We start from the raw sequence: 22089 nt of genomic DNA on the forward strand, positions 1-22089 counted from the left end.
TGAGCAACAGTCTGGGAGGAGTAGAGAATTATCTACAAACTTTAGTCTTGTATGCAAATGAAAATAAAACCAATATTACATTCAAATGGTTTGGAGTCGCTGAGAAAAAAACAAAAATTTATCAAAAATTTTATAATGCACAAACAACAAAAGCAATAATAAAAGAAATTGATACATTCCAACCTGATCTCATTCATTGTTTTAGCATTGGCGCGACCGTAACGCCACAATTTATGAGCTATGCAAAAAGAAAATCAATACCAATTATACAATCTTTTAGAGATTATTACTACATCTGTCCCAAAGGTTATATGTTAGATATTACAGGAAAAACGATACATGAACACAACAGCTTTATAAATTGCGTACTGCATCATCATCCAAAAAAAAACTTGCTATATGACAGTTTACTTTATTTAAAACAGCACCTACACAAAAAAATAATAAAAGAAAATATTAGCTATTTCCTTACTCCTTCTAACAATTTAACAAAACTCATAAAACATACTTTTAACGTAGAGGGTGAAACACTTCCTAATCCTGTATTAATTTCTAACTTGCTGTTAGAGCAAAAAGAATCTAAACACTTATTATTTGTAGGCAGGCTTGAACCCCAAAAAGGAGTGATGACTTTACTAAAAGCTTTTCAAAAAATCAATAAAGAACTTCCTAACGAACATTTAAAAATAGTAGGTTCAGGTAGTATTAGATTAGAATTAGAAGCATTCGTTTTTAAAAATAAAATCAAAAATGTTAGTTTTTTAGGCACAAAAAACCGTGAAGAATTAACGTTTTTATATGCTTCTGCAAAATTTATTATCGTTCCTAGTGAAATATTAGAATCATACGGTAATGTAATTTTAGAAAGCTTTGCTTTTCAAAAAACGGTAGTAATTAGTAACCTTTTAGGAATTCAGGATGAAATAATAAGAAGTAAAAGTGGTTTAGTATTTCCTCATGGAGATGTAGAAAAATTACAAGAAGCCATTGAAATATTGCTCACTAACCCTGAATTGAAAAAAGAATTAGAAGTCAATTCTTCTTCTTATATAAAAGAATTAACTTTTCAAAAGCACTTAGAAAGGCTTGAAATAATATACAATAGAGTTTTAAAAAGCAATAAAACTATTTCTTAGAAAGTAAAAACTCTTCAAAATCGCGAATATAATCGCTTTCATCAAAAACAGCAGAAGCTATAACTAAACAAACACTTCCTGCCAAAAAATTATTGAGTTCCCGCCAAATTCCTTGATTAATTAAAAGACCTTCAAACGGCCGATTCAAAGTAACTGTTTGTTTTAGTGTACCATCATTTAAGACAACATCAAAGCTTCCGCTTAATGCAATAAGGAACTCTTTTTGCTTTCTATGCGAATGTCCACCGCGCTCTGCAGCACTTGGAACATCATATAAATAATACACTCTTTTAAATTCAAAAGGTAAAATATCATTTTCTATCACGGAAAGATTTCCACGAGTGTCTTCAATTTTTGGAATTTGGATCAGTGTTATATTCATTTTATTTTATCTTATTATTCAATAAATCTAACCATTTTATAGCAACTTTCTCACTAGAAAACTGAGCTATAGATTCAATAGTGTTTTCTTTGCACCTGTCATAAAGCTCGTTGTCATTTTCAATTCGATTCAATGATTCTTGCAATGCCACAAAATTTTGATTTTCAACTAGCAAACCGTTATATTCATTTCTAATTAATTCTCTTGGTCCCGTTTCGCAGTCAAAAGCAATTACTGGTGTCCCGGCAGACAATGCCTCTAACACTACCATTGGAAAACCTTCATATTTGCTAGTCAAAACTAAATATTTTGCGTTTTTTATATAACAGAAAACATCAGACTTAAAACCTAGCAAATGAATAAAATTATTCATTTGCAATTGTTCAATTTGCTTTTGCAAAACCTCTTTTCCGCTTCCGTCACCCAAAATTACTAAATGAATTCCCTTACTAGATAAAACTGATTTGTAATAAGTATCTATTAATTTATCGAATTGTTTTAATTCAACTAATCGCCCAACTGCAATGCAATATTGGAAAGGAAGATTTGCACTATCACAATTTTTATCTAAAGAATTTATAGAAATTGAATTAGGAATTACAACACCTTTTTTAAGCTTATATTTTTCATCTACTATTTCGTTTAAATCTTTAGAAACAGTCACAATTTGATAAGAATTGTTCAAAATTTGACGTGCTATCCAGTCATTTGAGGTCAAATAAACTGCTAATTTACTACTGTGAATAGTATATATAAATCTAAAGCCAAGATATAAATAATGAATAAAAAGTAGTTCCATCCAAGGATTAATGCGATGACGAAAATCTAGAACATAATCAAATTGCTTTATCTTTAGATAGCTTTTTAATCGAAAATATTTCTGAAACCTTGAGTAATTTCCTAAATTAATTAAAATTCCAGAATACGAATACTCGATTTCATTTTCTAATACAATAACATGAACTTCACAATCTGATTCCTGCAACATTTTTGAAACTGAACTAAAAACACGCTCTAATCCGCCTCCGGCTAATTTATATCCTACGATCGCTATTTTAGTCTTTTTGTGTTGCTTAGCCACTAGTTATTATTATTTTCGTACCAAATATAAAAATCTTATCTCATATTTATGCAAAGCAATGCATTAGTTACCGTCATTTGTTTGTGTTTCAATCATGAGAAATTTGTGGTTGAGGCATTGAACTCAGTGCTAAATCAAACACATAAAAATATACAATTAATTGTTGCAGACGACTTTAGTACCGATAATTCAGTCCAAGTAATTGAAAAATGGCTGAAAAAACATCTCGAGATTCCTTTTTTAGTAAATAAACAAAATCTAGGCAATACAAAAACCTTTAATCAATGTTTAAAATTGGCCAAAGGCGAGTACATTATCGACTTAGCCGCGGATGATCTTTTGAATAAAGATTGCATTGCAAATCAACTTAAAGGTTTTAAAGAAAGTAAATATGAAAAATTAGGTTTAATTTATGGAAATGCCGAATTAATTAATGAAAATGGCATACATATAAAAAATTATTTCGAAACAAATAGTAACCTTGAAAGAATAAAAAAACAACCCACGGGAGATATTTATATTGGTTTACTAAACGGCAATAACAATCTTTGTTCTATTAGCTCTTTAGTCAAAAGGGAAGTTTTCGATACTCTAAACGGATATGACGAAAACTTGGCTTATGAAGATTACGACTTCTGGATTCGTGCATCTAGAATTTACAATTTTGATTATGTTGATAAAATTTTAGTTCAAAAGAGGGTATTAAAAGATTCCATGTACACTTTACTTACCAAAAAAAACAACAAAAAGACTCGCCGATTCAACTACTCTACTTATTTAATTCTTCAAAAAGCGTTTAAATTGAATCGTAGTAAAAAAGAGTTTGTTGCAATGCTAAAAAGAATTCATTTTGAAATGACAGTTGCTTATAAAACTCGAGATTTTATAGTACTAATGAAATATTTTGCCTTAGAATTAAAAGTTCGTTTGAAGATAAATATGACCTAATTACTGGTGAATTTATTTTTAATTTTTTGCACATATTGAGTAAGATTAACTCTTTTATTTAGTTCTAAACAAGAAAAATAGATAGAGAATATGCATAGAATCGCGAGAATCCAGTAGGATTTGGGATAGTCAATAAAAAAAACAATAACTGATGCTGCCGTTCCTAAACTCAATGATTTCCAAACAATTCCTTTCGTGTTTTCTCTAAAATGAAATTGAAATTTATTTTTAACTACTTCATAAACATAAAATCCATAAAATATATAGTTAAGAAGCATTGCTAGACCTATTCCCAACAAACCTAAAAGCTCATACAACAGTATAGTAAAACTAATATTCACAAAATCACTCACTAGTTCTTGCTTGAAATATAGCTTTTTCTCCCCTTTTGCAAGAATTATAAAAGCAAGTGGCCATATAATAGCTTTAACAATTATGGCTACTAAAGCAAATTTGAGAATTAAAACTACATCAATAAAATCCTTAGAATAGAGCAATTTTATTACAAGCGGCGCTAAAAAATAAAATAACAAAATAAGCGGTGTGATTAATAATAGTGCAATTTCGATTTGATCGTTTACCATTTCTTTTACTTTTTCATTATCATCGTGCGCAGTAGTTAATCTAGGATAAAAATCAGTAGACATAGCACTAAAAACCATTCCAACATAAGTGATTAATAATGTTGAAGCTACTACATATAAACCTAAAACAGATTCAGATGCATTTTGATAATTAAAATATAATTTTAAAAAATAGGCCATCAAATGACCAAAAATCACATTTATAGAAAGCAAAAAACCCAATTGAATCATTTCTTTTCCGCGAGAGAACGTTTCAGTAATACTAACTTGTACCCGAACTAATTTAATCTTTCTTGCAAAAAACCAGTTGACAAAATAATTTAATACGGCGGTCAAAACTAATACAGCAACAATACCATCCATTCTAAAAAAATAATAAATTGGAACAATACAACACGTAATTAGCACAGCATAAATAACTGTTGAAACAGCAATTTCTTTTATCGATCGGGTACCTTGTAAAAGCACCATTTTATTGACTGCTAAACTTGAAAAAATAAAATTAATGGAGAGAAGAAAAAACCAATTTACATATTTATCAGAACCAAAAGTCCATATACTTAATGGTTGTGCAAGTACTATAGTTAATAAAACACCAAGAAGTCCAGTTGCAACAGACCACCTTTTTAGTACTAAAATAGTTTTTGAAAATTCCTGCTGATCGTTTTTTGAATACGAAATAGCAACCATTCTAACGCCGCTGATATTAATTCCGAAACCAGTGATGGATATAATAATAGCTAGTGTGTTTTGTAAAAGTCCCACAATTCCTATTCCTGATGTACCTAAAAATAAAGCAACAAATTTAGATCCAATTAAACCAACCAAAATTTTTAATAGCTGTGAAAAGCCAAAAACTCCTGTAGTTTTTAAAATGGTTTTATGGGATTCATTTGTTTTTACTTCCACTATTTTTATATATTACACCCAATTTTTTGGAATTGGTTTTTGAAAAGAAATGACCATTTCTTCCAGTCTTTTATTGTTGCTCTTGAATTACTTTCTTGTGACAAAATAGATTCTATTTTTGAGATGTCTAAATCTTGTGAAAAATCATTCTTCACATCAAATTTATCACTTAACCAAGCTTCATTAATTATTTTATTAAATACAAAAATATCAAAATCACCTACTACAAAATCTTTATTTGCTGCCGAAGATAGAAATCCTGTTGCTACCAGCTCTTTGTTAGTTCTTGCAAATTGAATATTTGGATTTTGGTGCAAATATTTAACCGCATTTTTTAATTGTAAATTTTCATCTACTTGATTTTCGTGCTTTTTCCATAAATTGATAAAATAATCTTTTTTAAATACAGCGCCAGCTACACCATATATAGAATAATAATGCAAGGCTTTATCTTTAGAATATAACCCACAAAAACCCATTATTTCCTTTAGATAATAGCGCGTTGTGCCAAAAATAAGCCTATGCTGCAAAGGTTTACTCGTAAAAAATTTAGGCTGATAAATTGTTATATTATCTCTAATTTTTAAAGTTTCCCCGCGAATCAATTTTGGATTATTGAGCCAAATTAATTTTAGTAGATTGATATTATCCTCCTTTAAAATTTTTTGTGTGTTTTCTAAATTAATTGTTTTCGTAAACCAAAAATCATCTTCCAATAATAAAAAATAATCCGTTGCGCCTTTCGCCGCATTAAGCCATAAATCTATTGGTATATTCTTGCTTTTTATCTCTTGATTTTCATTAATTGACTTTGATTTTTCATTATAAAAAGCCGACTTATAAATTACAACATCAGGATATTTAAGTTGGATTTTTTCTAAATAACGGGAAGGTGTGCCGTCATCTAATACCTTAATAAATAAAGTTACATCCTGTACATTAGCGTATATACTTTGCAAACATCGATCTAAATAATAAGGTCTATTAAATGATTTTATTAAAATATCCATTGATTTACTACTTTAATTATGTAATCAACCTCATCTCGGTTTAAAACAGGACTTATTGGCAAACTCAAAACTTCATCATGAATTTTTTCAGTAATAGGAAAAGACAAATCATTAAAAGAATATAATGCTTTTTGCTTGTGTGGCGGAATAGGATAATGAATTACGGTTTGAATACCATTTTGAGTTAAATAATTTTGTAATTCATTTCTATTTTGAGTGCGAATTACAAATAAATGAAATACGTGATTTGAGGAATTATCATAAAAAGGCAAAATAATTTTATCATTTTTTATTTCTGACAAATAGCGCTTTGCAATACTTCTACGAACTTCATTATCCTTGTCTAAATTCGGTAATTTAACATTCAAAAAAGCCGCTTGCAATTCATCTAATCGCGAATTTAAGCCAACGTAGTCATTAAGATATTTAATATCAGAACCATAATTACGTAGCGAACGAATAACTTTGTTCAACTCAAAATCATTAGTAACAACCGCTCCACCATCTCCCAAAGCACCTAAATTTTTTCCTGGATAGAAGCTATAAGCAACTGCAGATTGTCGATTTTCTGAACGAACTATTTTGGAGTTTGGAATTTCTACTTTGGAATTTGAAACTGCTCCCTGAGCCTGAGCCGCATCTTCAACAAGCAGTAAGCCATTTGCAACAGCAACTTCATGTATCGCTTCCATTTCCGTTAATTGACCATATAAATGCACAGCTAAAATAGCTTTAGTTTTTGAAGTGATTTTTTCGACAATCAAATCGGGATTGATGTTGTAGGTTTCTAATTTTGGTTCAACCAATATCGGAATTAAATCAGCTTGTAAAATAGCTAAAATACTAGCAATATAAGTATTTGCTGGAACAATCACTTCATCGCCTTTCTGCAATTTTCCTAATTCGATATATCCTTTAAAAATCAATAGTAAAGCATCGAGACCATTTGCAGTTCCTATGCAATACTTTTTTTCACAATAATGAGCAAAGTTATTTTCAAATGCTGAAACTTCGTTCCCTAAGATATACCAACCAGATGCTAAAACAGTTTTCAATTTTTCCTGAAAAGCTGTTTCATACGGTTCGTTTATCTTTTTTAAATCTAAAAATTGAATCATATTAGAACATTTTCTAAAAGATGAGAATTTGTGGTTGCCAATTCATAGAAATCCTGCACGGCAATATTAGCGCCAAAGCTCTCTTTCCAATAAGATAGCCCGTGATTAAGATTTGTTCCTTGATTGATAGTAGAAGTACCAAAATCAAAATAAGCTTTATTCTTAAAAACAGAAGTAATAAGATGATGGTATAAGAAATCTACACTCCCTAAAATATTCTTATCAGAATTTCCAGAGATATATTGCGCATGCGCGACATTTTTAGTTTCAAAAATAGTAGTTCCCGCGACTATTTTTTCTTTGTAATACACATTAAACTGCCTGATATTACTTGGAAATTTTTGATGTAAATTTTTAATTTCTATTAATGTATGAACTGGTTTTGCGTGATGCGCTTTTTCAAGGTTTGGTATTAAAATTTGGTTCCAGAACATTTCAAAATTAGACTCTTCTTTAATAATTAAATCCATTTTGATCCCCTTTGCAACTCCTTCCATCCGTCCTTTAGCAATTAAAAACTTTTTTTGCAATGCAATAACAGCAAAAGTATCCCTGCGAATTAATTTGGCTTGAGCCAAAAACAATATATAATTGATTTCTTCAGCATGGAAATCAGCATAAAATCCAGGTAACATTTTAAGCTCTAAAGTTTCAATTTTTTGATCCTTTAAAAATAGTAATATCGTTCGAAAAATGATTAAAACGGTCGCTAGTCTAGTCTTTTCGCCATAAACTAAACCTCCGTATGTTAAGCCCAGATGCGAAAAAACACGGTCACTTATTTGATTTGCCGGCAAAACTGCAATTAATTGTTGATTCTCATAAACCAGCAGCGAGAAATCCTCGAACTGCGCTTTATGATATTCCATAAAGTCTCGATAAAATAAAAAAGTAGCATTTTTCGCTTTACCTATAAAGGAATTCCACTCTTTGTAATCATTTTGCTGATATTGTCTAACCAAATAATTTTTCACATTCTAATTTTAAAAATTGTGAAATTAAGCATTTTTCTTATTTGTTTTCTAAAGTAGGCAAATACCATTTGAACTTCACAGCCATTAATCGCACAGAAATTATGACTAATGACGTCGCTAGATACAAAATATCGTTGTCAAAGCTAAGTTCTCGAAGTAAAAAAAACATAACACCACCTAAAATACATATTGTAGCATAAATTTCTTTTCTAAAAATTACTGGTATTTCATTACATAAGATGTCCCTAATTACACCTCCAAAACAAGCTGTCATAGTTCCTAAGGCAATACAGATAACTGGATGAAGTCCTATGTTAATACCTTTTTCGAGACCTATTAATGTAAAAACACCAAGACCAATGGTATCAAACAAAAATAATGATGTTCGTAATCGATCAAATTTCTTTCTAAATATAACAGCTAAAATGAAACCCGCAGCGATTACATAAACATATTTTAAATCTAGCATCCATCCTACAGGAGTTCTACCAATTAACACATCCCGCAGCGTTCCTCCTCCTACGGCAGTCACAAAAGCAATAATAAAAACACCAAAAGGATCCATCTTTTTATTCATCGCCGTTAGTGCACCTGACATAGCAAAAGCTATTGTGCCAATAATGTCTAGTAGTTGAAACATTTTAAATGAAATTTTAATTTTTTGAAAGTTGTGCAAAAATAGACAAAATAGATGGCAAATCAGTTGGAAACTCTCTCAATTACTTAAGAATAAATATTCCAATATGCCCTTAAAAACTGCAATTTCTATATGTATATTTGTAATTATTAATTAAACCGTTCAAAGTCTTGAAACAAATCACTTCGATCCAAAATGCATACATAAAATCGCTACTGCAATTGCAGGAAAAAGCAAGAGCGCGCAGACAATCGGGAACGTTTTTAATGGAAGGAAAACGTGAAATTGCAATAGCTACAAAAGGCGGTTACATAATAGAAACACTCTTGTTTTTACCTGAAATATGTTCGGAAGTGGAAGCACGTCAACTTTCAGAAAATGCTGAATTAATCGAAATTAACAAGGAAGTATATCAAAAATTAGCATATCGCGACACTACCGAAGGCATTTTGGCTGTAGCCAAAATAAAAAATTTCCACTTAACTGATTTAAAATTATCTAAAAATCCCTTAATTTTAGTGGCCGAAGCGCCCGAAAAACCTGGAAATATAGGCGCATTATTAAGAACAGCTGATGCCGCTAATCTTGATGCAGTGATAATTGCCAATCCTAAAAGTGATTTATACAATCCTAATATTGTGCGATCCAGCGTAGGCTGTTTATTTACAAACCAAATTGCAACAGGAACTACATCAGAAATTATTTCTTTTTTAAAAGAGCGAAAAATAAATTTTTATTGCGCCACTTTACAAAATTCCACAGGATATCACACACAAGATTACACAAACCCCACTGCATTAGTTGTCGGTACCGAAGCCACAGGTTTGACTGAAGAATGGCGAAAGCAAGCCACACAAAATATCATCATACCCATGCAAGGCGAAATCGATTCGATGAACATGTCTGTTGCGGCGGCAATACTTATATACGAAGCCAAAAGACAAAGAGGATTTTAGATTGTAGACTTCAGATTGACGTGCCAATAATTATCGAGATTGTTTGCGAATTATCGATTGATGATTGTAGCTTTCAAACTGTGGATTTAAATCTGTAGATTTTAGATACTTTGAGAAAACAAAATTAATTACAACTTATAAAATATGAAAAAAAATAAAATTGCTTCATTACTATTTTTTCTTACTACTATTACAATTACAGGACAAATTAGTTCAACACAAGTAGATGAATTGGTAAAAGAAACATTAAAAACATTTAATGTGCCCGGAATTGCCGTTGCAATAGTAAAAGATGGTAAGGTAGTTCACGCTCAGGGCTATGGTGTAAAATCCATTATGACTAATGAAAAAGTTGATGCAAATACGCTTTTTGGAATAGCTTCAAATAGTAAAGCGTTTACCAGTGCTGCGCTAGCAATTTTAGTGGACGAAGGGAAAATGAGATGGGATGATAAAGTCATAAAATATCTTCCTAATTTTAAAATGTATAATGACTATGTCACTAATGAGTTTACTATCCGGGATTTATTAACGCACCGAAGCGGCTTGGGTCTAGGTGCAGGGGATTTAATGATTTGGCCTGACGGGAGTGATTTTACAGCACAAGATATCGTGCAGAATTTACAGTATTTAAAACCCGTTTCGGCTTTTAGAACGCAATATGATTACGATAATTTACTATATATTGTAGCTGGCGAAGTGGTTCATGTGGCGAGTGGCTTAACATGGTGCGATTTTATAGAGCAGCGTATTATGAAACCATTAGAGATGAATAATAGTGCTTCTTCCTATTTGCGTATAAAGGATTCTACAAACATTATCGCTCCACATGTACCTATTGACGGTAAACTAAAAGTCATTAAAAGATATCAAAACCAACTTTTTGATGCTGCGGCAGGTATTTATTCTAGTGTTAATGATTTGAGTAAATGGACTATTATGCAAATGAATAATGGACAATACGACGTAGATAACAAGCAATTATTTTCAAAAAAAGAGCACAATGAAATGTGGCAATTGCAAACTATAATACCCGTAAATCCTAAACCACCTTACAATACAAATTTTAGTGGTTATGGACTAGGTTGGTTTTTAAGTGACGTAAAAGGACACAAACAAGTTAGTCACACTGGTGGTTTAGAGGGCATTGTTACTCAAATTACACTAATACCAGAAATAAATTTAGGTATTATTGTTTTAACAAATCAGCAATCAGGAGCGGCTTTTAGAGCAATTACAAATACTATAAAAGACAGTTATTTAGGAATACAAGCAGAAAATTATGTTGTAAATTACAGCAAAAGTTTAAAAGAAAATGAGGCTTTAGCTGATAAAAAAACAGATGAAGTGTGGGCAACTGTAGCCAAAAATAAAAAGGAAAATAAAAAAATAAATTTTAAAACGATTGTGGGAACGTATAAAGATAATTGGTTTGGTGATGTTTTACTTTCAGAGCGTAAAGGGAAATTATATTTTGCTTCAAAACGTTCTCCTCAACTTGTAGGCGAGGTTTTTTTCTATACAGACAATAGCTATGTAGTAAAATGGAACAACGCATATTTCCATGCTGATGCACATTTATTTTTTGAGAGTGATACAACAGGAAAAGCAGTTCGCTTGACCATGAAAGCAATATCTGAGCTAACCGATTTTAGTTATGATTTTCATGATTTAGATTTTAGACGGACTTCGATGTAATAAGGTGTATAGTAAAGTAGCATACTATTATGAAAATATGAATAGTATGTGTTTTCAAGTTTCTTTTTTGTTTTTAGGATAGCATTCAATTTTTTTAAGTTAAGCGTAGAGCTCTCTAAACTTGTCATTCTGATAAAGGAAGAATTTTAGTTTGTTGCTCGAGTTTGTTGAGATTGCTTCGCCTAATGGTTAAGCTCTCGCGTACTCTTTAGTCAAAATGACAAAAACAACAACTATATAATTTGTGTTCTTTCCGTAATGACGTTAGGATAATAGTGGAAATCCTTTTATACTATAGAGCGAAATCGAAGTGATATAAAAGATTGAAACGAACATCCCGATTCGCTAACGCGAAAACTCCAAAATAGAAATAAACGTAAGTTTTAAAATTATTTTACTTAATATTTTCTCTTGCGTATATCCTAAAAAATCTCTATTTTTAGGACATCAACTGTGTTGTTATGATAGAAATAGATTTAGAAAAAGAAAATAAAGCAATCGCTCAGGAATATAAAGAATTGCTCCGAATAAGTTACCAAACCTTGACTGATGAGGATAAAAAACTTATCAGGAAAGCATTTGATGTATCAGTAGAGGCGCATAAAGAACAGCGCAGAAAATCTGGTGAAGCTTATATTTTTCATCCCATTGCTGTGGCTAAAATTGTAGCGTCGGAAATAGGTTTAGGAGCGACATCTATAGCAGCGGCATTACTTCATGACGTTGTAGAAGACACTTCCGTTACCGTTCAAGACATTGAACGGATGTTCAATCCAAAAGTTGCGCAAATAGTGGAAGGATTGACTAAAATAGCCTTAGTTCAAAAAGATCTAAACATATCGATGCAGGCGGAGAATTTCCGAAAAATGATATTAACACTCAATGATGATGTACGTGTTATTCTTATTAAACTTGCTGATCGTTTGCATAACATGCAAACAATGGAATCGATGCGAGAAGACAAACAGACAAAAATCGCGTCTGAGACCTTATATATTTACGCACCATTAGCACACCGATTAGGTTTGTATAATATTAAAACAAAATTAGAAGATCTAGGTTTAAAATATACAGAGCCTGCAGTTTATAACGAAATTATAAGCAAAATTAAAGAGACAAAAGAAGAACAAGACGACTATATAAAGTCCATTTCTGATGTTCTAAAAAAGTCACTTAACGATGAAGGAGTTGACTACGTTATAAAAGGACGTCCAAAATCAATTTATTCCATTCGGAGAAAAATGCAAGCTCAAAACGTAAGTTTCGAGGAGGTATATGATAAATTCGCTCTTCGTATTGTTTACAAATCCAATCCGCATGATGAGAAATTCGTTGCTTGGAAAATATACTCAATCGTTACAGACCATTATAGGCCAAGTCCAAGTAGGTTACGCGACTGGATTTCATCACCAAAATCTACAGGTTATGAAGCGCTGCACATTACGGTTATGGGTCCAAAGGGACGATGGGTTGAAGTACAGGTTCGTAGTGAACGCATGGACGAAATTGCCGAAAAAGGATATGCTGCTCATTATAAATATAAGAATGGCGCAACTGAAGAAAGTGGTTTAGATGTGTGGCTAAATCTACTAAAAGAAGCTTTAGAAAATTCCGAGACAAATGCAGTGGATTTTGTAGAAGATTTCAAAATGAATTTGTATTCAAAAGAGATCTTTGTTTTTACCCCAAAAGGAGAAATTAAATCATTACCCAAAGGTGCAACTTCATTAGATTTTGCCTTTAGTATTCACTCTGAAATTGGTATTCGAACCAGAGGAACACGTGTGAATGGAAAATTAGTTCCATTAAATTTCGTTTTAAAAAGCGGTGATCAAATTGAAATAATAACTTCTCAGCATCAAAAACCTACCATCAACTGGCTCGATTACGTGACCACTTCGAGAGCTAAAACAAAAATTAAAAATGTTCTAAATGAGAACACTAAAAAAATAGGTGAAGAAGGAAAAGAGTTATTGACCAGAAAATTAAAGCATTTAAAAATAACATTAAGCGAGCAAGTTATAAACGAACTTGTAAACTTTTTTAAATTAAAAACGAGCTTAGATTTATTTTATCGTGTTGGTGTTGGTGCTATTGAAAATCAGCAGTTAAAGGATTATGCTGCGCAAAAGAGTAATACCTTTATTAATTTTTTTAAGAATAAAATGAAGCGATCTTCCAGCAACACAGCTGACGAAGATATTCATAGGCCAGTAGTTAATAGCAACTATGACATGCTCGTTTTTGGTAAAGACCAGGATAAATTAGACTATAAATTATCACCTTGCTGTAACCCTATACCGGGTGATGATGTCTTCGGGTTTGTGACTATCAATGAAGGTATTAAAGTGCACAAAAAGGATTGCCCAAATGCAATAGGAATGCAATCCAATTACGCTTATCGGATAATGCTGGCAAAATGGATTGATTCAGCTCAGGAGGAATTTAAAGCCATCATTAATGTTACTGGTATGGATATTTTAGGATTGACAAATCAACTAACACGAGTAATCTCAAATAATATGCATGTTAATATTCAAAGTATTGCTCTAAGCACCGACGCTGGAATTTTTCATGGACAAGTAACTGTGATCGTGCAGAACAATACAATTTTAAAAAAAATGATAAGTAATATCAAAAAAATTGATGGAGTCGAAAAAGTAACAAGAGAATATAAGACCTAAAAAGTCTTAAAGAGCCACTTTCATCACCTTATGACTAACAATCTTTGAACATAACAAACCGGAAGTTTTAAACTTCAAACTAAAAATTTTATCTTTGCCAGCATATGACACTCATTTCCATAGATAACAGCAAAAATCAAGAAATTGTAAAAAATGTTTTTACAATGTATCTTGAGAAAAAAGGACATCGCAAAACACCTGAGCGATACGCAATCCTACAGGAAATCTACGATAGCGAAGAACATTTTGATGTCGAGCACTTATATATCAAGATGAAAAATAAAAACTACCGCGTGAGTAGGGCAACGCTTTACAACACTATTGAATTGCTACTAGATTGCGCTTTAGTTAGAAAACACCAGTTTGGGCAGAATCAAGCTCATTATGAAAAATCATACTTTGATAAACAACATGATCATATTATTATGACTGATACTGGGGAAGTTATAGAATTTTGCGATCCTAGAATTCAGACAATCAAAAAAACTATCGAAGAAATTTTTGATATAGAAATCACAAATCATTCTTTGTACTTATATGGTGTCAAAAAACCTAAAGTAAACTTAGAGTAACAATATTACAAATATAAAATTAACTACAAATAACACACAGAATGACCGTAGATTTATTACTAGGATTACAATGGGGAGATGAAGGAAAAGGAAAAATTGTTGACGTTCTTACATCAAAATATGATATAATTGCTCGTTTTCAAGGAGGGCCTAACGCAGGTCACACTTTAGAATTTGATGGAATAAAACATGTTCTTAGAACCATTCCTTCTGGGATTTTTCACGGAAACAACATCAATATTATTGGAAACGGTGTTGTCATAGATCCGGTAGTTTTTAAAAGTGAGGTTGATGGTCTATCCAAATTTAATTTAGATTTAAAATCAAAATTGATTATTTCACGAAAAGCACATTTAATTTTACCAACCCACCGTTTATTAGACGCTGCATCAGAAGCTTCAAAAGGAAAAGCTAAAATTGGTTCAACATTGAAAGGAATTGGTCCAACTTATATGGACAAAACAGGTAGAAACGGTATTCGCGTTGGAGATATTGAATTAGAGGATTTTGCTGATCGTTACAGAGCTTTAGCTGATAAGCATGAAGCAATGATCGCTTTTTATAATGTGGATATTCAGTATAACTTGCCAGAACTTGAGAAAGAATTCTTTGAAGCCATCGAAGATTTAAAAAAATTAGATTTTATAGATAGCGAAGAATACTTACACCAAGCTCAAAAAGTAGGTAAATCAATTTTATGTGAAGGTGCTCAAGGTTCTTTACTTGATGTTGATTTTGGAACTTATCCATTTGTAACTTCATCTAATACTACAGCCGCTGGTGCTTGCACTGGGTTAGGAATTGCTCCAAATAAAATCAAAGAAGTTTATGGTATTTTTAAGGCATACGTTACTCGAGTGGGTAGCGGTCCATTCCCTACAGAACTTTTTGATGAAGATGGCGCAGCGATGGCACGCGTAGGAAATGAATTTGGATCAGTTACTGGAAGACAAAGACGTTGTGGCTGGTTAGATTTAGTAGCTCTAAAATACGCTGTTCAAGTAAATGGAGTGACACAATTGATGATGATGAAAGGAGACGTTCTTTCAGGCTTTGAAACTTTAAAAGTATGTACAGAATACAATTATAAAGGAGAAAAGATTTCTCATTTCCCATACAATATTGATCCAGAAAATGTAACTCCTGTTTACAAAGAGTTCAAAGGGTGGAAACAAGATTTAACGGGTATGACAACTTATAATGAATTACCACTTGAACTCAAAGAGTACATTGAATTTATTGAAAAAGAAGTTGAAGTACCAATAAAAATTGTTTCAGTTGGACCAGATCGAAAGCAAACTATTCTAAAATAACATACTAAACGCTCTGTAATTCAGAGCGTTTTTTTTATCTTAAAAATAAATAAATCTCAAATGAAAAACCCAACTATTAAAATTCAAGAAACCGAAATACTTTCTGATAACCATTATGTTTTAAACAAAGTAACTTTCGATTATCAAAAAAATGATAACTCATGGATTTCGCATAAACGTGAAGTTTATGATAGAGGAAATGGCGCTGCTATTTTACTATATAATTTAAAAAAGAAAACTGTTGTTTTAACACGTCAGTTTAGATTGCCTACTTATTTGAATGGCAATAAATCAGGAATGATGATTGAAGTGTGTGCAGGATTGCTCGATCAAGATAATCCAGAACAATGCATTATACGTGAAACTGAAGAAGAAACTGGTTATCAAATTTTAAAAGTCAAAAAAATAATGGAAACCTATACTTCTCCTGGAGCAGTGACAGAAATTTTACATTTATTTATTGGAGAGTATGATGATACTATGAAAATCAGTGAAGGTGGAGGATTAGAATCAGAACAAGAAAACATAGATGTAATCGAAATGCTTTTTGATGATGCTTATCAGATGATTAGTAACGGTAAGATTAATGATGCAAAAACAATAATTTTATTGCAGTATGGGAAGATTAATATAAATTTGTAATGTTTTTAAGTTTATGTTTATTTATTAGGTTGCGGTGTCATTCTTAAATATGGCTTTATCACTTCACAACCTTTTGGGAACTTCTCAGCTACATCTTCATCTTTTATAGACGGAGAGATTACAACTTTGTCACCGTCTTTCCAGTTGGCAGGCGTTGCAACACTGTAATGAGCTGTTAACTGTAAGCTATCAATAACTCTTAATAGCTCGTCAAAATTTCTTCCCGTCGAAGCAGGATAAGTCAATGTTAGTTTAACTTTTTTGTCAGGACCTATTATAAAAACAGATCGAACTGTAAAACTCTCGCTTGCATTAGGGTGCATCATGTCATACAATTCCGCTATATGCTTGTCTTCGTCAGCAATTATTGGAAAGTTCACTGTAGTATTTTGCGTCTCATTAATATCTTCAATCCACTTCATATGTGATTCTACGCAATCAACACTTAATGCTATTACCTTAACATTTCGCTTTTTAAACTCAGGGTAGTAATTTGCTACTGTGCCTAATTCAGTTGTACAAACTGGTGTGAAATCAGCTGGATGTGAAAATAAAATACACCATGAGTCCCCAATCCATTCGTGAAATTTTATATTACCCATTGATGTTTCTGCTTCAAAATCAGGAGCAATATCACCTAATCGTACGGTTGCCATAATAATTTGTTTTACTAATTAATGTAGATGTAAGTTATTAAAAATAAACTAATTAATTTCAAAAATAGACCTAAAACTTTTTAAATTGTTAAGATAGACAAGTTCATTATTAATTTTTAATAATTGATTGATAAATTTCAAACACACTAATTACATTGAAATTTTTGGAATTGATCAATACTTTATAATAAAGATTATAAAGTGCGGAACTAAAATCAAAAAGATCCTTTTTTATTTCTTTTTTAGGTTAGGTAAAAAGAAAGCAATGATTCCTATTAATGGCAAGTAAGCACAAATATAATATACGTATGTTATACTGGTATGATCAGCTAGATTTCCTAATAAGGCGGAACCCAAACCACCCATTCCGAAAGCAAAACCATAAAAAAGACCAGAAACCATTCCGAGTTTTTTAGGTAATAATTCCTGCGCATAAACTAGTATAGCAGGAAATGCAGAAGAAATAATTGTACCAATTACAACTGATAAAATACCTGTCCAAAACAGATCAACAAAAGGCAACAATAATGTAAAAGGCGCCGCTCCTAAAACAGAAAACCATATTACATATTTTCTACCAAATTTATCGCCTAGAGGTCCGCCGATTAATGTTCCTACAGCGCAAGAAGCTAAAAATAATACTAAATGAAACTGAGCATCTTGAACAGATAAATTGAATTTTTCCATTAAATAAAAAGTAAAGTAGCTCGACATGCTAGCCATGTAGAAAAATTTAGAAAAAATCAAGACTAAAAGTATTACAACTGAAAGTACAATTTTATTTTGAGACAAATTTGGCAAATCAATAACTGCCTTTTTAGTACGACTTAAACTAAGATGATCTTGATACCAGAACGCAATTCTACTTAAAATTAGTAGTCCAATTACTGCTGCCGCCACAAACCAAACGATATACTGTTGAGAATTAGGAACAACAATCAATGCTACTAACAATGGTCCTATAGCTGTTCCTGCATTTCCTCCTAATTGAAATATTGACTGAGCCAAACCTCGTTTTCCACCTGATGCTAAAAAGGAAATTCGAGAAGCTTCTGGATGAAAAATTGAAGAACCTATTCCAACTAATATTACCGAAACAATAATCATAGAAAAACTGGAAGCATACGCCAACGAAACAATTCCTAACGAAGTAAAAATCATCCCAAAAATTTGAGAGAAAGGCTGTGGTCGTTTGTCAGTATATAATCCCACTAAAGGTTGTAAAAGTGATGCTGCTGCCTGATAAGCTAATGTAATTAGGCCAATTTGGGTAAATGTTAATTTATAGTTTTCCTTCAATATAGGATATGCAGCAGGAATCACCGCCTGCAATAAATCATTGATTAAATGAGCAAAAGCTATTGAAAAAAGAATTGAATATACTGTAGGTTGCAGATCAATTGCATTATCGGCTTTGAGTTTATTAGCAGTAGAAAAATTCATTTAATAAAAAAACTTAATTAATAATTATTGTAAAAATCGGATTCAAAATTTTATAATTAAATACCAAATAGACAGCGTAATAAACGATAAAGGAATTCCATACCCTATCATCATGCTGCTTAACTTTGGTTTCAAACCATATGAGGTGGCTAATATGCTTGCAGTAATCATAGGCGCCATAGCTGACTGCATTACTGCAACTTCAATAGCTTTTGAATGTTGGCGCAAAATTACAACATACAATAAATAGATAAAAGCAGGTGTCACTATTAATTTGTATAAAAGTCCCAAACCCAAAAATTTCCAATGTTTACTTTTACTATCAAATTGTAACTGTAGCCCAACAGATAGCATAGCCAAAGGTGTCATCACAGTAGCAGTATTTTTGAATATAAACTGTACAAAATCATGAAAATCATAGCTTAAAAAATTCAGTAAACAGGCAACAAGAAAAGCAATAAATGGCGGAAAAAATACGATTTTTTTAATTATTTCTCTACCATTCGGCTTTCCTTTTGAATAAACTGCAGCGACTAAAATTGCGAATGTCGAAAGAATCACAAATGAACCTGGTTGATCCACTAAAATAGCTGTTTTCAAACCCTCTTTTCCATATAACGCTTCAATAATAGGATATCCTAGAAATGATGTGTTACCAAGACCAGCAGTAATTATTAAACAACCAATCAACTTTCTAGACCAACCAAAATATTTGCCTAAAAAAGAAAATATCAAATAAGAACCCCCAAAAGCTATCCAAGCGACGCCAATTGGAAATAAAATATCACGACTTATGTCAATCTTGGGAATGTAATACAATGCAATTGCTGGCAAGCATAAATAGATTACAACTTTATTTAAAAATTTATAAATAGAAATTGGGAATCCTTTTATATGCTGAAGAGTAAGACCTAATAATAAAAAAAAGAATATTATAATGAAATTATACATAAAGCGAAGAATCCATATTTATTTTAACATTTTATAAATCATTTGCCGCTCAGATCTTATAAGATTAATCTTGCTCTATGCACAAATAATCTAAATTGTTAATTCTATCTAATTTAACAATAAATTACTAAGCACAACTAAATTTCGTGCCAAGTAAGTTTAATTCTAGAATTGAAGCAATAATTAATGTATTGCTTCAATATTATATTCCGTATCGTTAAATTTGAAAGACGCACCTTTTTCTAGTCCTCTCATTTTTTCATAAATAGGAGCCTTAGTTGATATTCCAAATATAATTTCTCCTCCTACTCCAATCTCTTCAATTGAGACTGATATAAAAAGCTTCATTCTATCCGTTACAACTAGAGCGCCAGGCTCAACAATGGAACTAACTTTTTCAGGATTTAGCATTTTTAGTAAATCCATTTCACGTATTGCGAAGTCAAGTTCTTTACCCACAGCATTTAATAACTCAATTTTACCAGCCGCACGACTCTCGGTTTGACTAGGTGAATGATCAAACTCAAACACATCCGAATTCATAGAATCCAGTTGACTTTTAAAATTATCTATCAAGTCATTTTGTTTTTTTATACAAGCATCAAGAATTAGCTTTTTAGAGATATCCATTTTATTTTTATATTTAAAATTAAAGTTAACATTCGCATAAATGTATGCTATTTAACGAGAGTAATTGTTTGTGACAGTAAAATTAATTGCACAAATATTCAATTGTTAACATTTAAAAACTACGTTCATTTTTGTGTTACTATTTAATTTATTAATGTAAAAAAATAAACCTGAAAATTTATTAGCACTTAAATTGCTAATTGCATTCACTGTATTATTTAAAAAAAATTGATTTACAGTGTTAAAAAAAGTGAAGGTGCGACCACAGTTTATAAATTATATAAAAGGATAGTTTATGTAATTTTACTATTCGAGGTTTTTTCGCAATTGAAGATTATTAAAAAAGGGAAGCGCAAGAAATTTTACTTATTTTTACAATAAAAAAACCGCTTTGTCAGATATAAAACCCAATCATAGCGCGCTTACTGAAAAACCTGGAATTATTGCTCCAGAAATTATTAGCGCATCATCTGCTGGAAATATTCAACATTTTAGAAGAATCCAACCCTCTTCTGATGAATTAATTTCTGGAATTCTTAAAGGCGATATAACCGCTTTGAGTCGATCAATAACATTGGTAGAAAGCACTAATACTATTCATTTGGCAAAAGCCAATACCGTTATCAATACATGCTTATTACACGCGGCAAAATCAATTCGAATAGGAATCACGGGAGTTCCTGGCGTAGGTAAAAGTACGTTTATTGAAGCTTTTGGAAAATACTTAACTGGTTTAGGTAAAAAAGTAGCGGTTCTGGCAGTCGATCCCAGTAGCACTATTAGCCATGGAAGTATTTTGGGCGATAAGACTAGAATGGAAGAATTAGTAAAAGATAAAAATGCGTATATACGGCCTTCTGCTTCAGGCGAAACGCTGGGTGGTGTAGCACGAAAAACTAGAGAGACTATAACGTTGTGTGAAGCAGCTGGATTTGATGTTATTGTTATCGAAACTGTTGGTGTGGGCCAAAGTGAAACAGCGGTCCATAGTATGGTAGACTTTTTTTTATTACTAAAAATATCGGGTGCTGGCGATGAGCTTCAAGGAATAAAACGTGGAATAATGGAGATGGCTGATGCAATTATAATCAATAAAGCCGACGGCGATAACATCAAAAAAGCACAGTTTGCAAAAATGGAATTCAATCGAGCATTGCATCTTTTTCCCGCTAAAAGTTCTGGTTGGACACCTACAACTTCGACCTGTAGTTCCATAACACATGAGGGTATTCCAATTGTTTGGGAAACAATCGAAAAATTTCTAGATTTAACAAAAGGAAATAAATCCTTTTACTCCAAACGGAAAGAACAAAATCAGTATTGGATGCTAGAAACAATAAATGAGCAATTAAAAGCAAATTTTTATAAGCAAAATGAAATCCAGCAGCTATTAGAATCTACAAAAAAAGCGGTGCAAAATGATGAAATTTCACCCTTTGCGGCCGCTCAGTTTTTGCTAGAAAAATATTTTAAATAAAATTCGTTACTTATTTTGTGATGACAAATTCAAATTGAAATCTTTCAAAAACTACTACTCTTTCTCGTAACGCTCCATCTCGCGATCGTAGAAATCATTAGCAAGCACAATTAGTCCTTCCATTTCAGTATTTAATTCTCCTTCATCAAGATCTTCTGCTTCTTCTATAAACTCTACCTCATCATCTTTTAAATTGATAATAAATCGAGGATAATCAAGGTGGATAATAAATATATCTTCAGGAAAATCAGTGTTGTCGCCTAGTAAAAATTTTGGTAATTCCATATT

21 protein-coding genes are annotated in these 22089 nt (G+C 31.7%); 9 read left to right on the plus strand and 12 right to left on the minus strand.

The window, feature by feature from the left end; genetic code table 11:
- Nucleotides 1-47: 47 nt before the first annotated feature.
- On the plus strand, nucleotides 48-1136 hold the full coding sequence (locus tag BUA99_RS06725; RefSeq protein ID WP_159430928.1) for a glycosyltransferase family 4 protein: 1089 nt from the start codon (nucleotides 48-50) through the stop codon (nucleotides 1134-1136).
- Here BUA99_RS06725 and BUA99_RS06730 read toward each other — a convergent pair.
- Together BUA99_RS06730 and BUA99_RS06735 are read right to left on the minus strand one after the other, a co-directional pair.
- Nucleotides 1126-1518 carry a sugar 3,4-ketoisomerase gene (locus tag BUA99_RS06730; protein WP_072989964.1) on the minus strand — a complete coding sequence of 131 codons (393 nt, stop codon included), beginning with the start codon at nucleotides 1516-1518 and terminating at the stop codon, nucleotides 1126-1128. The genes BUA99_RS06725 and BUA99_RS06730 overlap by 11 nt on opposite strands.
- Before the next feature lies 1 nt (nucleotide 1519).
- Nucleotides 1520-2599 carry a glycosyltransferase gene (locus tag BUA99_RS06735; protein WP_072989967.1) on the minus strand — a complete coding sequence of 360 codons (1080 nt, stop codon included), beginning with the start codon at nucleotides 2597-2599 and terminating at the stop codon, nucleotides 1520-1522.
- A 48-nt stretch (nucleotides 2600-2647) separates the two neighbouring features.
- On the opposite strand from BUA99_RS06735, the gene BUA99_RS06740 reads away from it, so the two are divergent.
- Nucleotides 2648-3547 (plus strand): glycosyltransferase family 2 protein, encoded by a 900-nt coding sequence (locus tag BUA99_RS06740; protein WP_072989970.1) that lies wholly within the window; start codon nucleotides 2648-2650, stop codon nucleotides 3545-3547.
- On the opposite strand, the gene BUA99_RS06745 is transcribed toward BUA99_RS06740, so the two are convergent.
- Genes BUA99_RS06745 through BUA99_RS06765 form a run of 5 tightly spaced genes read right to left on the minus strand, consistent with a single transcriptional unit; the run spans nucleotide 3544 to nucleotide 8782 of the window.
- Complete coding sequence (locus tag BUA99_RS06745; protein WP_072989972.1) at nucleotides 3544-5040, minus strand: oligosaccharide flippase family protein; 1497 nt, start codon at nucleotides 5038-5040, stop codon at nucleotides 3544-3546. The genes BUA99_RS06740 and BUA99_RS06745 overlap by 4 nt on opposite strands.
- A gap of 5 nt (nucleotides 5041-5045) precedes the next feature.
- Nucleotides 5046-6050, minus strand: coding sequence for a glycosyltransferase family 2 protein (locus BUA99_RS06750; RefSeq protein ID WP_072989975.1), 1005 nt, complete (start codon nucleotides 6048-6050; stop codon nucleotides 5046-5048).
- Nucleotides 6038-7168, minus strand: coding sequence for a DegT/DnrJ/EryC1/StrS family aminotransferase (locus BUA99_RS06755; protein ID WP_072989978.1), 1131 nt, complete (start codon nucleotides 7166-7168; stop codon nucleotides 6038-6040). The genes BUA99_RS06750 and BUA99_RS06755 overlap by 13 nt, the downstream gene beginning before the upstream one ends.
- Nucleotides 7165-8142 (minus strand): GNAT family N-acetyltransferase, encoded by a 978-nt coding sequence (locus BUA99_RS06760; RefSeq protein WP_072989980.1) that lies wholly within the window; start codon nucleotides 8140-8142, stop codon nucleotides 7165-7167. The genes BUA99_RS06755 and BUA99_RS06760 overlap by 4 nt, the downstream gene beginning before the upstream one ends.
- 37 nt (nucleotides 8143-8179) lie before the next feature.
- A complete protein-coding gene (locus tag BUA99_RS06765) occupies nucleotides 8180-8782 on the minus strand; it encodes a trimeric intracellular cation channel family protein (RefSeq protein WP_072989983.1) in 603 nt (200 codons plus the stop codon).
- 167 nt (nucleotides 8783-8949) lie between these two features.
- Here BUA99_RS06765 and BUA99_RS06770 point away from each other — a divergent pair, with 167 nt between their 5' ends.
- From BUA99_RS06770 to nudK, 6 genes are all read left to right on the plus strand, one after another.
- Nucleotides 8950-9735, plus strand: a complete 786-nt coding sequence (locus tag BUA99_RS06770) for a TrmH family RNA methyltransferase (RefSeq protein ID WP_072989986.1) — start codon at nucleotides 8950-8952, stop codon at nucleotides 9733-9735.
- Between the two features lie 144 nt (nucleotides 9736-9879).
- The gene (locus BUA99_RS06775) at nucleotides 9880-11433 is read left to right on the plus strand and encodes a serine hydrolase (RefSeq protein WP_072989989.1); all 1554 of its coding nucleotides are present in this window, start codon (nucleotides 9880-9882) and stop codon (nucleotides 11431-11433) included.
- Nucleotides 11434-11894: 461 nt separating this feature from the next.
- The gene (locus BUA99_RS06780; RefSeq protein ID WP_072989991.1) at nucleotides 11895-14117 is read left to right on the plus strand and encodes a RelA/SpoT family protein; all 2223 of its coding nucleotides are present in this window, start codon (nucleotides 11895-11897) and stop codon (nucleotides 14115-14117) included.
- A 104-nt stretch (nucleotides 14118-14221) separates the two neighbouring features.
- On the plus strand, nucleotides 14222-14689 hold the full coding sequence (locus BUA99_RS06785) for a Fur family transcriptional regulator (RefSeq protein WP_072989994.1): 468 nt from the start codon (nucleotides 14222-14224) through the stop codon (nucleotides 14687-14689).
- Between the two features lie 41 nt (nucleotides 14690-14730).
- Nucleotides 14731-16002: an adenylosuccinate synthase gene (locus tag BUA99_RS06790; RefSeq protein WP_072989997.1), complete on the plus strand. Its 1272-nt coding sequence runs from the start codon at nucleotides 14731-14733 to the stop codon at nucleotides 16000-16002.
- 60 nt (nucleotides 16003-16062) lie between these two features.
- Nucleotides 16063-16644 (plus strand): GDP-mannose pyrophosphatase NudK, encoded by a 582-nt coding sequence (nudK, locus tag BUA99_RS06795; RefSeq protein ID WP_072989998.1) that lies wholly within the window; start codon nucleotides 16063-16065, stop codon nucleotides 16642-16644.
- A gap of 17 nt (nucleotides 16645-16661) precedes the next feature.
- On the opposite strand, the gene BUA99_RS06800 is transcribed toward nudK, so the two are convergent.
- From BUA99_RS06800 to BUA99_RS06815, 4 genes are all read right to left on the minus strand, one after another.
- Complete coding sequence (locus BUA99_RS06800) at nucleotides 16662-17300, minus strand: peroxiredoxin (RefSeq protein ID WP_072990001.1); 639 nt, start codon at nucleotides 17298-17300, stop codon at nucleotides 16662-16664.
- A gap of 231 nt (nucleotides 17301-17531) precedes the next feature.
- Nucleotides 17532-18743, minus strand: a complete 1212-nt coding sequence (locus BUA99_RS06805) for an MFS transporter (protein WP_072990003.1) — start codon at nucleotides 18741-18743, stop codon at nucleotides 17532-17534.
- A gap of 42 nt (nucleotides 18744-18785) precedes the next feature.
- Nucleotides 18786-19694 (minus strand): AEC family transporter, encoded by a 909-nt coding sequence (locus BUA99_RS06810; RefSeq protein ID WP_072990006.1) that lies wholly within the window; start codon nucleotides 19692-19694, stop codon nucleotides 18786-18788.
- A 183-nt stretch (nucleotides 19695-19877) separates the two neighbouring features.
- Nucleotides 19878-20324: a hypothetical protein gene (locus BUA99_RS06815; protein WP_072990008.1), complete on the minus strand. Its 447-nt coding sequence runs from the start codon at nucleotides 20322-20324 to the stop codon at nucleotides 19878-19880.
- A gap of 391 nt (nucleotides 20325-20715) precedes the next feature.
- Here BUA99_RS06815 and meaB point away from each other — a divergent pair, with 391 nt between their 5' ends.
- Nucleotides 20716-21801, plus strand: a complete 1086-nt coding sequence (meaB, locus tag BUA99_RS06820; RefSeq protein ID WP_072990011.1) for a methylmalonyl Co-A mutase-associated GTPase MeaB — start codon at nucleotides 20716-20718, stop codon at nucleotides 21799-21801.
- A 54-nt stretch (nucleotides 21802-21855) separates the two neighbouring features.
- On the opposite strand, the gene BUA99_RS06825 is transcribed toward meaB, so the two are convergent.
- Nucleotides 21856-22086: a hypothetical protein gene (locus BUA99_RS06825; protein WP_072990014.1), complete on the minus strand. Its 231-nt coding sequence runs from the start codon at nucleotides 22084-22086 to the stop codon at nucleotides 21856-21858.
- Nucleotides 22087-22089: the final 3 nt, after the last annotated feature.

The organism is Flavobacterium segetis (assembly GCF_900129575.1).
GTDB classification, from domain to species: domain Bacteria; phylum Bacteroidota; class Bacteroidia; order Flavobacteriales; family Flavobacteriaceae; genus Flavobacterium; species Flavobacterium segetis.